Here is a 12674-nt window from a genome sequence, read left to right on the forward strand (position 1 = left end):
TGGAGCCAAGGCTGGTGTGCCAGGGTCACGGCCTGTGAAGCTGTCGACCAGGCGCAGGAGCCTGATAACGAACGGGATCCTCGCGGTCGCGTTGCTGGGCGGGGCGGTCCTCGCCTACTCCGCGCTGGGCACGGGCGGGTCCTCGGCCGACGCCCTCGTGCGGACGGTCACCGCGGCGAGGGGCACGGTCGAGGCCTCCGTCTCGGCCTCGGGCGCCGTGGAGAGCGCGCAGTCCCGCTCGCTCGCCTTCGCCTCCGCCGGCACCGTGGAGAAGATCTATGTCAAGGCGGGCGACACGGTCTCCAAGGGCCAGATCCTCGCCAGGCTGGACGACGACGCCGCCCAGGAGAGCCTGTCCTCGGCGAGCGCGGCCTACGAGGCAGCCGCCGACGACGGCACCTCGACCGCCGCGCTCTACGCCTCCTACGTCAAGGCCCGCAACGCCTACAGCGCCGCTCGGCGCGAGGTCGCGGGCACCGTGCTGAAGGCGCCGTTCGCGGGCACCGTCACCGCGGTGAACGGCTCCGTGGGCGGATCCTCCGCCACGGCCGGCGCGGGGCAGGGCGAGGAGGCGTCCTCCGGCTTCATCACCGTGGCGAACACCAGGAAGCTTAAGCTCGTTGGCTCCTTCACCGAGTCGGACGTCACCAAGCTGAAGATCGGCCGCCCGGCGACGATCACCTTCGACGCCCTCTCGGGGGTCACCGCGACAGGAAAGATCACCCAGATCGAGCCCGTCGCCGCCACCAGCGAGAACGTCGTCCAGTACCCGGTGACGATCTCCTTCACCAAGGTGCCGGACGAGGTGCGCCTCGGCCAGACGGCGACCGTCCAGGTCGTCACGGACCGCGCGGAGGACGTCGTGACCGTCCCCTCTGTCGCCGTGACCACCGCAGGCGGGCAGAGCACGGTGACCCTCCTCAAGGACGGCCGGCAGGTGCGGACCCCGGTCGAGATCGGGGTGAAGGGCACCGCCACGACCGAGATCAGGTCGGGCGTGGCCGAGGGCGACACCCTCGTCCCTCCCGCCGCCACCGGCACCGGCGGCACCCAGCAGCTGGGCAGGTTCCCGGGCGGCGGCATGATCGGCGGCCCGGGCGGCGGTCCGGGGGGTGGCAGGTGAGCGCGGCGGTCCTCAGGGTGGAGAACCTGGTCAAGACCTACGGCGAGGGCGACGCCCTGGTGCGGGCGCTGCGCGGGGTCAGCCTCGACGTGGAGCGCGGCGACTACGTGGCCATCATGGGCGCCTCGGGCTCCGGCAAGTCCACGCTCATGAACATCCTCGGCTGCCTCGACGTGCCCAGCGAGGGCCGCTACCTCATCGACGGCACCGATGTCGGCTCCCTCGACGAGCACCAGCTCGCCGTCCTGCGCAACCGCAAGATCGGGTTCGTGTTCCAGTCGTTCAACCTCATCCCGCGCATGAGCGCCCTGGCCAACGTCGAACTACCGCTCACCTACGGCGGCGTCGGCGCCGCCGAGCGCCGCGCCCGCGCGCTCGAGGCCCTCGGCAGGGTCGGCCTGGCCGACCGGGTCCACCACGACCCGAACGAGCTGTCGGGCGGCCAGCAGCAGCGCGTGGCCGTCGCCAGGGCGCTGGTCACCGCGCCCGCCCTGCTGCTGGCGGACGAGCCGACGGGCAACCTCGACACCATGTCCACGCGCGACGTGCTGGACATCATGGACCGGCTCAGCGAGTCGGGCAGAACCATCGTGATCATCACGCACGAGGACGACGTGGCCGCGCGCGCCAAGCGGATCATCAGGCTGGTGGACGGCGAGATCGTCGAGGACCGCCGCCAGGCGCCGGTCGAGGGACCGCCGCCGCGGCCGGCGGCGCAGACCTCCGCCCCGCTCCCCGGAAACGGATCGGGACCGCCACGGGGAGCGGGCGGAGACCACGACGAGCGGCCCGCGTGCGAGGTGCGGTCCCGGTGAACCAGCTGGAGATCCTCCGCTTCGCACTGCGCGGCCTCGCGGCCAACAAGCTGCGCAGCGCGCTGACCACACTCGGCATCCTCATCGGCGTCGCCGCGGTGATCCTCCTGGTCGCCGTCGGCGAGGGCTCGTCGCAGAGCATCCAGCGCAACATCCAGCGCCTCGGCTCCAACACGCTCACCGTCTCCCCGTCGTTCTCCGGAGGCGGCCCGGGCGGCGGGGGCCAGGGCTCGGGCCCGAGGACGCAGGCCAGGCCGCTCACACTGCAGGACGCCAAGGCCCTCACCGAGCTGCCCTCGGTGAAGAGCGTCTCTCCCGTGGTCAACGCCAACGCCGCCACCGCCGTCCACGAGGGCGCGAGCCACGCGGTCGGTCAGCTGGTCGGCACCTACCCCAGCTACTTCGAGGCCATGAACAAGCAGGTCGCCTCGGGCACGTACTTCGTCAACGACGACGTCCGCGCCTCCAGAAAGGTGATGGTGATCGGCCGGACCGTCGCGGACGAGCTGTTCGGGCAGGTGAACCCGATCGGCAGGCAGCTGAGCGTCTCGGGCGTGCCGTTCACCGTGGTCGGCGTGCTCAAGGAGTCGGGATCCAGCGGCATGCAGGACGCCGACGACCTCGCGATCGCGCCGCTGCCCGCCGTCCAGCAGAGCCTGACGGGGTTCGGCTCGCTCGGCTCGATCGTGGTGCAGGCCACGGGGGCGACGGCCACCGAGTCCGCGCAGGCGGAGGTGAGCGCGCTGCTCAACCAGCGCCACGGCGTCGGCGCCGACCCCGACTACCGCATCCTGAACCAGGCCGCGCTGCAGGAGACCGTCAGCGCCGCCACGGGCACCTTCACCGTGCTGCTCGGCGCGGTGGCGGCCATCTCGCTGCTGGTCGGCGGCATCGGCATCACCAACATCATGCTGGTCACCGTCACCGAGCGGACCCGCGAGATCGGCATCCGCAAGGCCATCGGCGCGCCGAGGAGCGCCATCCTGGGCCAGTTCCTGATGGAGGCCACGCTGCTGAGCCTGGTCGGCGGGCTGTCAGGCGTGCTGATCGCCTTCCTCGGCACCCGGTTCACGATCGCGGGGATCGAACCCGTGCTGGTGCCCTCCTCGATCGCGCTCGCCCTGGGCGTCTCGATCGGGATCGGGCTGTTCTTCGGCAGCTATCCGGCCAACAGGGCCGCCAAGCTCCGTCCCATCCAGGCGCTGCGCCATGAGTGAGGAGAAGGTCGTGTCGTCGTTCGAGGAGGAGTTCCAGCCGCGCCGCAGGACGTCCAGGCTCACCCTGGGTCTGGTGGCGGCCCTGGTGCTCGTCGCGGGGGTGCTGATCGGCATCCAGGCCCACAAGCTGCTCGGCGGCTCCACGGCCGCCGCCGGGCAGTTCGGCCCCCGCACGGGGTACGGCGTGCAGCAGCCGAGCGGCGGCACCGGACCGCAGGGCCATCCGCCTGGCGGCGCGATCCGCGGCAGGGGCCAGGGCGGCGCCGCCACCGTCGGCACCGTCGAGAAGGTCGAGAAGGACAGGATCACGCTGAAGACCATGGACGGCTCCACCGTGGTCGTGACGACGACGGGCGAGACTACAGTTCAGGTCACCGAACAGGGCGCGCTGTCCGACCTGAAGACCGGCACCACCGTGGTCGTCCAGGGGGAGAAGGGCGGCGACGGCGAGGTGGCGGCCACCTCCATCAGCGAGGGAGGCGGATTCGGTGCCAGGAGATAGGGCCCGTGAGGCCCGGCTGCTCGTCGTCGACGACGAGCCCAACATCAGGGAGCTGCTGTCGGCGAGCCTGCGCCTGGCCGGATTCGACGTGCGGGCCGCCGCCGACGGCAGGCAGGCGCTGCGCCTCGCCGACGAGGACCGGCCTGACCTGGTGATCCTCGACGTCATGCTCCCCGATCTGGACGGCTTCGCCATCGCCGACCGGCTGCGGGCCGGCAACAGGCGCGTACCCGTGCTGTTCCTGACCGCCCGTGACGCCCACGACGACAAGGTGGCGGGGCTGCGGGTCGGCGACGACTACGTCACCAAGCCGTTCAGCCTGGACGAGGTGCTGGCCAGGATCAGGGCGGTGCTGCGCCGTACCAGGGGAGGGGAGGCGGCGCCGTCCAGGCTGGAGGTCGGCGACCTGGAGCTGGACGAGGAGGCCCACCAGGTGCGCAAGGCGGGCGTGCTGGTGTCGCTGTCGCCGACGGAGTTCAAGCTGCTGCACTACTTCATGGTCAACGCCGGCCGCGTCGTGTCGAAGACGCAGATCCTCGACCACGTCTGGTCGCACGACTACGACGGCGACGCTGGAGTCGTCGAGTCCTACGTCTCCTATCTGCGGCGCAAGCTCGACAGGGACGACCCCCGGCTGCTGCACACCCTGCGCGGGGTCGGCTACGTCCTGCGCGCGCCCCGGCAGTGAAGGCGCTCCCCCTCTGGCTGCGGCTCGTCTCCGCGACCCTCCTGCTGGTCACGCTGGCGATCACGCTGACCGGCGGCTTCGCCGTCAGGCTGCTGCGCGGCTACCTGGTCGAGCGGGTCGACCAGCAACTGGCCACCGCCGCCCGGCCCCTCCCGTTCCCCGACATGGCGCCGCGCCCGGTGGAGGGGCGCCCGCTGCGCCTGCCGGGTCTGTTCCACATGGTGCTGCTCGACCGGCAGGGTGCCATGGTCAGGACCTTCGCCGAGTCCGTCGACGTCGACAGGCCCGCCATCCCGCGGCTCACCCTCGCGGACGTGATCGACAGGGCGGGACGGCCCTTCGACGTGGACTCGGTCGAATGCGACGGGCCCGAGTGGCGGGCCGTCGCGGTGCCGGGCCCTGGGCAGACCACCCGGGTGATCGCCGTCAGCCTCGGTGACATCGACCGCACCGTCTCCCGCCTGGTGACGATCGTGGTGGGCGTCGGCGGCGGCGTCCTGGTCGTGCTGGGCCTGGCCTGCTACTGGCTCGTACGGCGCAGCCTGCGCCCTCTGGGCGAGATCGAACGCACGGCGGCCGCGATCGCCGGGGGCGATCTGTCAAGGCGGGTGCCCGAGCGGCATCGCCGTACCGAGATGGGCAGGCTGGGCCGCGCGCTCAACGGGATGCTGGCGCAGATCGAGCGGGCGGTCAGGGACAGGGAGGCGGCCGCCGACGCCGCGGGCCGCTCGGCCGAGCTGATGCGCAGGTTCGTCGCCGACGCCTCGCACGAGCTGCGCACCCCGCTGACCTCGATCAGGGGCTTCGCCGAGCTGTATCGTCAGGGCGCGCGCGACCTCGACAAGACCACGTGGCTGATGGACAGGATCGAGAACCGGGCCGGCCACATGAGCCTGCTGGTCGACGACCTGCTGCTGCTGGCGCGTCTCGACCAGCGCCGCCCGCTCGACCACGCGCCCGTGGACCTGCTCAGCCTCGCGGCCGGCGCGGTGATCGACGCCAGGACGCTCGCACCCGACAGGGACATCGGCTTCGAGCGGCTGGACGGCGCGGAGGGGGAGGTGACCGTCCTGGGCGACGAGGCGAGGCTCGGCCAGGTCATCGGCAACCTGGTCGGCAACGCGCTCAAGCACACCCCTCACGGCACGCCGTTCACCGTGCGGGTCGGGGTCGAGGCGGGGCAGGCCGTGGTGGAGGTCGCCGACCAGGGGCCCGGACTGCCGGGCGAGGCCCTCGACAGGGTCTTCGAGCGCTTCTACCGCGCCGACCCCGCCAGAGGACTCGACTCGGGAGGCACCGGGCTCGGCCTGTCGATCGCCGCGGCCCTGACCGACGCGCACGGCGGCACGATCAGCGCCGCCTGTCCGCCTGGCGGCGGCGCGCTCTTCCAGGTCAGGCTGCCTCTTTACTCCAGCAGCTCGTCCAGCGCGCCTTCCGGAAGGTAGGGCGAGTAGAAGTCGCTCAGCGCCTGACGGGCCAGGCGCGCGGCGAGCGGTCCGTCGCCTATGCGGAGGGCGGCCAGCGCCTCCTCGTGGTGGGCGATGCTGCGCCGCCGCTGCTCGGGCGCCCTGATCTTGTCGGCGATGAGGTTGAGCACGATGGAGCGGACCACGTCGCTGCAGATCTGGATGAGCTTGTTGCCGCTGGCCCGCGCCACCGCGTCGTGGAAGTCCACGTCGGCGGCGCTGAACGACTCGTAGCCGTCCGCTGCCCGCATGCGCTCGATCGCGTCGTCCATCTCCGCCAGCTGCGCCGGGGTGTGCAGCCGCGCGGCCAGCAGGTAGGCCGCGCCTTCGAGCACCATCCTGAACTGCACCAGCTCGGCCAGCGACAGCTCGTCCACCCTGGCCAGGGTGGTCATCGACTTGTGCAGCGCCGCGGGGGTGAAGGGCATCACCTCCGCGCCGTTCGGGTCGCCAGGGCGCGACCTGACCAGGCCGCGCGCCTGCAGGACGCGCAGCGCCTCACGGACGGTCGACCGGCTCACCGAGAACTGGACCATCAGGTCCCGCTCGCTCGGCAGCCGCTCGCCCGGCCGCAGCTCGCCGCTCTCGACGGCCTGCTCGACCTGCTCGACGATGCGCTCGTAAGCGCGCACGGTTCGCACAGGTTGGAACCGAGGTCCGTCCATCGCGCCCCCTCTTGACCGAAAAGTCCTGGGCTGGCAGTGTGCGTAGCCTACTGGTCAGACCAGTGCACTAGCCAGGAGGCTTGAGGCATGAGGCGCATTGGAATCTGGGTCGCCCTCGGCGGCCTCCTTCTCAGCGCGGCCTGCGGCGGCGGTGGCGCCGACAGCGCCGGCGACCGCACCGGCGGCACGACGGGCTCCCAGCCCTCCACCCTGGCCGTCGGCTTCGTCGCCGAACCGGCCAACCTCGACTTCACCGCCACCGAGGGGGCGGCCATCCCCCAGGCGCTGCTCGTCAACGTCTACGAGGGCCTGGTGAAGCTGGATCAGGACGGCAACATCCAGCCCCTTCTCGCGGAGAAGTGGGACGTCTCCGCCGACCGCAAGACCTACACCTTCACCCTACGCAAGGGCGTCACCTTCACCAACGGCGCCCCGTTCACCGCCGACGACGTGGTCTTCTCCGTCAACAGGGTCAAGTCCGACTGGAAGCTGAAGATCAAGACCCAGATGGACGTCGTCGACAAGGTGGAGAAGAAGGACGACTCCACCGCCGTCATCACGCTCAAGCGGCCGAGCAACGGCTGGATGTACTCGATGGCCACCAGGCTCGGCGCGATGTTCAGCCGCACCGGCGTCGCCGACCTGGCCAACAAGCCCGTCGGCACCGGCCCCTACCAGCTCGGCTCGTGGAAGCGCGGCGACTCCATCCAGCTCACCGCCAACCCGAAGTACTGGGGACCCCAGCCACAGGTCTCGCAGATCACGCTGAAGTACTTCAAGGACGCCACGGCGATGAACAACGCGCTGCTCACCGGCGGCATCGACGTCATCTCGGCCGTGCAGGCGCCCGAGTCCCTCGCCCAGTTCGCCGACACCAACCGCTTCCAGGTCGTCGAGGGGACCACCAACGGCGAGGTCGTCCTGTCGATGAACAGCGCCCGCCCGCCGTTCAACGACAAGAAGGTACGGCAGGCCGTCCGCCACGCCATCGACCACAAGGCCCTGCTCGACACCGCGTGGGCGGGACGCGGTCAGCTCATCGGCAGCATGGTGCCGCCCACGGACCCGTGGTACGAGGACAGGACCGGCGACTACCCCTACGACGTGGCCAAGGCCAAGGCGCTGCTCGGCGGCAAGACCTACAACGTGAAGCTGCGCATCCCCAACCTGCCCTACGCCGTCGCCGCCGCGCAGGTGGTCAAGTCGCAGCTCGCCCAGGTCGGCATCACCGCCGACATCGACCCGCTGGAGTTCCCCGCCAGGTGGCTGGACGTGGTCTTCAAGCAGGGCGACTACGACATGTCCATCATCAACCACGTCGAGCCCCGCGACATGGGCATCTTCGCCGACAAGTCGTACTACTTCCACTACGACAATCCCGCCTACGGCGAACTCCTGGCCTCGGCCGACCAGGGCTCCGAGCAGCAGCAGGTGGACGACCTGAAGGCGGCCGCCAAGCTCCTGTCGGACGACGCCGCGGCAGACTGGCTCTTCCTCTTCCCCAACCTCATCGTCGCCAAGAAGAGCATCGCCACGGGCCTGCCGAAGAACGCCATCGCCGAGTCCTTCGACTTCACCGCTCTCACCAAGCAGTGATCTGGTACCTGGTCAGGCGGGTCGCGGTGCTCCTGGGGAGCACCGCGGCCGCCGGTGTGGTCGTCTTCGCCTTCATGGCGCTGCTGCCCGGCGACCCGGCGGAGATCGCGCTCGGCGTCAACGCCACGCCCGAGGCGCTCGAGGCGCTGCGCAGGCAGTTCGGCACCGACAGGCCCGCGCTCGCCCAGTTCCTCGACTGGGCCGGCGGGCTGGTCGCCGGTGACTTCGGCACCTCCTACGTCACCAGCTCGCCGATCGGGCCGCAGATCGCCGAGCGTTTCGGCGTCACGCTCACTCTGGTGCTCGGCGGGATGGTGATCGCCCTGCTCGTCGCGGTCCCCGCGGGAACCTTCGCCGCGGTCCACCACCGCAACCCCCTCGGCGCGCTCATCAGCGCCTTCAGCCAGGTCGGCATCGCGATCCCCGCCTTCCTGGCGGGCATCCTGCTGGTGTTCGTCTTCGCGGTGCAGGCGCAGGCGCTGCCCTCGGGCGGCTACGTGCCCTTCGCCGAGGACCCGGCCCTGTGGTTGCAGTCGCTGCTGCTGCCGTGGCTGTCGCTCGGGCTGGTCCAGGGGGCGGTGCTCACCCGCTACGTGCGCAGCGCGGTCCTCGACGTCATGCGCGAGGACTACCTGCGCACCGCCCGCGCCAAGGGCAGGGGGCGCATGGGCGCGCTGTGGCGCCACGGTCTGCGCAACGCGGCCATCCCCGTCGTCACCGTGCTCGGGCTGCAGCTGGCCACCCTGCTCATCGGCGCGGTCGTGGTCGAGCGGGTCTTCGTCATCCCCGGGCTCGGCGACCTGCTGCTGAACGGCGTCGCCCAGCGTGACCTGCTGCTCGTCCAGGGGGTGGTCATGATGCTCGTCGTGGCCGTCCTGCTGGTGAACTTCGTGGTCGACCTCGCCTACGCCGTACTCGATCCGAGGTTGCGATGAGAGGAAACCTGGTCATCGGCGCCGTCCTGGTCGGGCTCACGGTCCTGGCCGCGCTGGTGTCGTTCGTGTGGACGCCGCACGACCCGACGCTCGTGGACGCCGCCCACCGGCTGGCCCCGCCAGGCGGCGACTACCTGCTCGGCACCGACAAGTTCGGCCGCGACACGTTCAGCCAGCTCATGGTCGGCGCCCGCACCACGCTGTACGTCGGGATCGTCGCGGTCGGCATCGCCGCGCTCGTCGGCACGCCGCTCGGCATGGTCGCGGGGATGACCCCGCACGGCTGGCTGTCGGAGCTGATCATGCGGGTCAACGACCTCGTCTTCGCCTTCCCCGCGCTGCTGCTGGCGGTCATGCTCGGCGCCGTCTACGGAGCGGGAACCCTCACCGCCATGATCGCGATCGGCGTCGCCACCGTGCCCGCCTTCGCCCGCATCGCCCGCGCCGCCACCATGCAGGTCATGGTCACCGACTACATCCTCGCCGCCCGCGCGGCCGGACGCGGGAGGATCGCGATCGCCGCCCGGCACGTCCTGCCGAACATCGGATCCATGCTCATCGTGCAGGCGTCGGTCTCCTTCGCCATCGCCATCCTGGCCGAGGCGGCGCTGTCCTTCCTCGGCTTCGGCACCAGGCCGCCGACCCCCTCGTGGGGCCGCATGCTGCAGGAGGCACAGGAACTGCTCTTCTCCACGCCGCGCCTGGCCCTGTGGCCCGGCCTGGCGATCGCGCTGGCCGTCCTCGGCTTCAACCTCCTCGGTGACGGCCTGCGCGACCATCTCGACCCCAAGCTCAGGAGGATCCGTGCTGAGCGTTGAGGGCCTGACCGTCCGAGCCGGAGACCTGGAGCTGGTGCGGCAGGTGTCGTTCGACATCGCCCACGGGGAGCGGGTCGGCCTCATCGGCGAGTCGGGCTCGGGCAAGTCGCTGACGGCGCTGTCGCTGATGGGGCTGCTGCCCGAGGGCGTCTCGGCCACGGGCTCCGCCTTCCTGAAGGACCAGCCGCTGGTCGGCGTCCCCGAGAAGCGGGTCAAGGACCTGCGGGGCCGCGTGGTGTCCATGGTCTTCCAGGAGCCGATGACCGCGCTCAACCCCACCATGCGCGTCGGCGCGCAGGTGAGCGAGGTCATGACCCTGCACGGGACCCCGCGCGCCGAGGCCAGGGCCCGCACGCTCGACCTGCTGCGCCGTGTGGGCGTCGAGGCGCCCCGCGCCTACCCGCACCAGCTGTCGGGCGGGCAGCGCCAGCGGGTCATGCTCGCCATCGCGCTGGCCAACGAGCCCTCGCTGCTCATCTGCGACGAGCCAACGACCGCGCTCGACGTCACCGTGCAGAAGCAGATGCTGGAGCTGATCGCCGAACTCGCGCCCGCCGTCCTGTTCATCACCCACGACCTGGCCGTCGTCGCCTCCGTCTGCTCCCGCGTCCTGGTCATGTACGGCGGGCGCGTCGTCGAGAGCGGCCCCCTCCGCGAGGTGTTCGCCAACCCCCGCCACCGCTACACCGAGGGCCTCATCGCCGCCTCCAGACTCGGCCCCCGCGGCACCCGCCTGCCCACCATCAGCGGCACCGTGCCCGCGGCAGGCGAGTTCCCCGAAGGCTGCGTCTTCAGTAACAGGTGCGCGCACGCCACGCCCACGTGCTCGCAGGAGCCGACGCTGCAAGGAGAGGGCCATGCCTACGCCTGCTGGCATCCCCGTGATTGAGGCCCGCGACCTCACCAAGATCTACCGCACCTCGCTGTTCAAACCCGAGGTGCGGGCTCTGAACGGCGTCTCCCTCGACGTACGGCGCGGCGAACGCTTCGGCATCGTCGGCGAGTCGGGATCGGGCAAGTCCACCCTGCTGCGCCTGCTGTGCGGGCTCGACCAGCCGACCAGCGGCACGATCTCCTTCGAAGGGCGGCCGATCGTCGGCCGCCGCGAGCGCGACCTGCGCTTCCTGCGCGACGACCTGCAGATCGTCTTCCAGGACCCGATGAGCTCGCTCGACCCCAGGATGAGGGTCCGCGACATCGTCGCCGAACCGCTCGTCGCCCTCGGCCGCCCCGCCGGAGACCGGGTCGCCGCGCTGCTGGCGGAGGTCGGGCTGCCGGCCTCCGCCGCCGACCGCTACCCCCACCAGTTCTCCGGAGGGCAGCGGCAGCGCATCGCCATCGCCCGCGCCCTCGCCCCCGAGCCCAAGGTGCTCGTCGCCGACGAGGCCGTCAGCGCCCTCGACGTGTCCGTCCGCGGGCAGATCCTCAACCTGCTGGCCGACCTCATCGACACGCACGGGCTCACCCTTGTCTTCGTGTCGCACGACCTGTCCGTCGTGCGACACGTCTGCGAGAGCGTCGCCGTCATGCACCGAGGCTCCATCGTCGAACGAGGACCGGTCGACGAGGTCTGGGCCGAGCCGCGGCACGAGTACACACGGACGCTGTTGCAGGCCGTACCCACTCTGGAGGGACTGCTTTGATCGAGATCGATGCCAGGGGAGTGGTCGAGTTCACCCAGGAACTGGTCCGCGTCCCCAGCACCAACGACCCCGCCCGCGGGCGCAACGAGCTGCCCGCGGCCGAGCTGGTGGCGGCCAAGATGCGCTCGTGGGGCTGGGACCCCGTCGTCGAGGAGGCCGCTCCCGGCCGGCCGAACGTCGTCGCGGTCGTCGAGGGCGGCGGCGGTGAAGGGCCGACGCTGATGTTCGAGGGCCACACCGACGTGGTGACCGAGGGCGACCTGTCGGAGTGGACGGTCGACCCGTTCGGCGGCGAGATCCGCGACGGCAGGCTGTGGGGCAGGGGCAGCGCCGACATGAAGTCGGGCCTGGCCGCCGTGCTGTACGCCACCAGGGCGCTGCAGCTGGCTGGACCGTTCCCCGGGCGGGTCAAGGTGTGCGCGCTGGCCGACGAGGAGGGGCTCATGATCGGCGCCCACCACTTCGTCAACTCCGCGCTCTCCTCCGACGTCGACGCGGCCATCGTCGCCGAACCCGAGGCGGGCGAGATCTGCGCCGTCGCCAAGGGCGCGCTGCGGCTGCGCGTGGACTTCACCGGCAAGATGGCCCACGGCGCGATGCCCCAGCACGGCCGCAACCCCATCCAGGCGGTGGGGTCGCTGCTGGTCGCCCTGCGCGCCTACCAGGACGACCTGCAGGCCGCCCACCCCGCGCACGAGCACCTCGGCGAGGTGTACGTGACGCCGACCGTCGTCCATGCGGGCTCGCAGGAGCAGGTCAACGTCATCCCCGCAGTCGCCTCCGTCTTCGTCGACGTGCGCACCGTCCCAGGGGTCGCGCACAAGGAGGTGGCCGACAGGGTGGAGGAGCTGGCCGCCTTCGACGGCATCGAGTCCAAGGTCACCATCCTGGTCGACAGGCCGCCCGTCGACGTGCCCGTCACCCACCCCGTCGTGACGTCCCTCGCCGCCGCGCACACCGCGGTCACGGGGCAGGCCCCGGTGTACGGCGGCGTGCCGGGATCCACCGACGGCACGGTGCTGACGCACTGGGGCGGGATCCCCTCGGTGGTCTACGGCCCCGGCGGCAAGTGGATCGCGCACCAGGCCGACGAATACGTCGAGGTCGAGGAGATCGTCCGCTGCACCCGCGTCTTCGCCGAGGCCGCGCGGATCTTCCTGTCCGGTGGCGCGGCATGACGCGCCGCCCGCTTCCACGAAGGGGCGC

General features: G+C 71.3%; 13 protein-coding genes. 12 read left to right on the plus strand and 1 reads right to left on the minus strand.

The genetic code is table 11. The features are described 5' to 3' along the window. The first annotated feature begins 34 nt into the window (after positions 1-34). Genes ACFSKW_RS26250 through ACFSKW_RS26275 form a run of 6 tightly spaced genes read left to right on the plus strand, consistent with a single transcriptional unit; the run spans position 35 to position 5790 of the window. Positions 35-1123, plus strand: coding sequence for an efflux RND transporter periplasmic adaptor subunit (locus ACFSKW_RS26250; protein ID WP_379575094.1), 1089 nt, complete (start codon positions 35-37; stop codon positions 1121-1123). Continuing rightward, positions 1120-1938 (plus strand): ABC transporter ATP-binding protein, encoded by an 819-nt coding sequence (locus ACFSKW_RS26255; protein ID WP_379575095.1) that lies wholly within the window; start codon positions 1120-1122, stop codon positions 1936-1938. Before ACFSKW_RS26250 ends, ACFSKW_RS26255 begins: the two co-directional genes overlap by 4 nt. Further along, positions 1935-3155, plus strand: coding sequence for an ABC transporter permease (locus ACFSKW_RS26260; protein WP_379575096.1), 1221 nt, complete (start codon positions 1935-1937; stop codon positions 3153-3155). Before ACFSKW_RS26255 ends, ACFSKW_RS26260 begins: the two co-directional genes overlap by 4 nt. Then, positions 3148-3657 (plus strand): hypothetical protein, encoded by a 510-nt coding sequence (locus ACFSKW_RS26265; protein WP_379575097.1) that lies wholly within the window; start codon positions 3148-3150, stop codon positions 3655-3657. The genes ACFSKW_RS26260 and ACFSKW_RS26265 overlap by 8 nt, the downstream gene beginning before the upstream one ends. Beyond that, positions 3644-4345, plus strand: a complete 702-nt coding sequence (locus ACFSKW_RS26270; protein ID WP_379575098.1) for a response regulator transcription factor — start codon at positions 3644-3646, stop codon at positions 4343-4345. Before ACFSKW_RS26265 ends, ACFSKW_RS26270 begins: the two co-directional genes overlap by 14 nt. Further along, positions 4342-5790, plus strand: a complete 1449-nt coding sequence (locus tag ACFSKW_RS26275) for a sensor histidine kinase (RefSeq protein WP_379575099.1) — start codon at positions 4342-4344, stop codon at positions 5788-5790. Before ACFSKW_RS26270 ends, ACFSKW_RS26275 begins: the two co-directional genes overlap by 4 nt. Here the strand turns inward: ACFSKW_RS26275 and ACFSKW_RS26280 are convergent. Next, a complete protein-coding gene (locus ACFSKW_RS26280; protein ID WP_379575100.1) occupies positions 5751-6443 on the minus strand; it encodes a FadR/GntR family transcriptional regulator in 693 nt (230 codons plus the stop codon). The genes ACFSKW_RS26275 and ACFSKW_RS26280 overlap by 40 nt on opposite strands. Positions 6444-6563: 120 nt before the next feature. Here ACFSKW_RS26280 and ACFSKW_RS26285 point away from each other — a divergent pair, with 120 nt between their 5' ends. Genes ACFSKW_RS26285 through ACFSKW_RS26310 form a run of 6 tightly spaced genes read left to right on the plus strand, consistent with a single transcriptional unit; the run spans position 6564 to position 12646 of the window. Further along, complete coding sequence (locus tag ACFSKW_RS26285) at positions 6564-8072, plus strand: ABC transporter substrate-binding protein (RefSeq protein ID WP_379575101.1); 1509 nt, start codon at positions 6564-6566, stop codon at positions 8070-8072. Beyond that, positions 8069-9007: an ABC transporter permease gene (locus ACFSKW_RS26290; RefSeq protein ID WP_379575102.1), complete on the plus strand. Its 939-nt coding sequence runs from the start codon at positions 8069-8071 to the stop codon at positions 9005-9007. The genes ACFSKW_RS26285 and ACFSKW_RS26290 overlap by 4 nt, the downstream gene beginning before the upstream one ends. Beyond that, entirely contained in the window at positions 9004-9825 is an 822-nt protein-coding gene (locus ACFSKW_RS26295; RefSeq protein WP_379575103.1) for an ABC transporter permease, read from the plus strand. The genes ACFSKW_RS26290 and ACFSKW_RS26295 overlap by 4 nt, the downstream gene beginning before the upstream one ends. Then, on the plus strand, positions 9812-10714 hold the full coding sequence (locus tag ACFSKW_RS26300; protein WP_379575104.1) for an ABC transporter ATP-binding protein: 903 nt from the start codon (positions 9812-9814) through the stop codon (positions 10712-10714). Before ACFSKW_RS26295 ends, ACFSKW_RS26300 begins: the two co-directional genes overlap by 14 nt. After that, a complete protein-coding gene (locus ACFSKW_RS26305) occupies positions 10683-11468 on the plus strand; it encodes an ATP-binding cassette domain-containing protein (RefSeq protein WP_379575105.1) in 786 nt (261 codons plus the stop codon). The genes ACFSKW_RS26300 and ACFSKW_RS26305 overlap by 32 nt, the downstream gene beginning before the upstream one ends. Beyond that, the gene (locus tag ACFSKW_RS26310; protein WP_379575106.1) at positions 11465-12646 is read left to right on the plus strand and encodes a M20 family metallopeptidase; all 1182 of its coding nucleotides are present in this window, start codon (positions 11465-11467) and stop codon (positions 12644-12646) included. Before ACFSKW_RS26305 ends, ACFSKW_RS26310 begins: the two co-directional genes overlap by 4 nt. Positions 12647-12674 lie beyond the last annotated feature (28 nt).

The organism is Nonomuraea mangrovi (assembly GCF_042681425.1).
In the GTDB taxonomy this organism is placed as follows: domain Bacteria; phylum Actinomycetota; class Actinomycetes; order Streptosporangiales; family Streptosporangiaceae; genus Nonomuraea; species Nonomuraea mangrovi.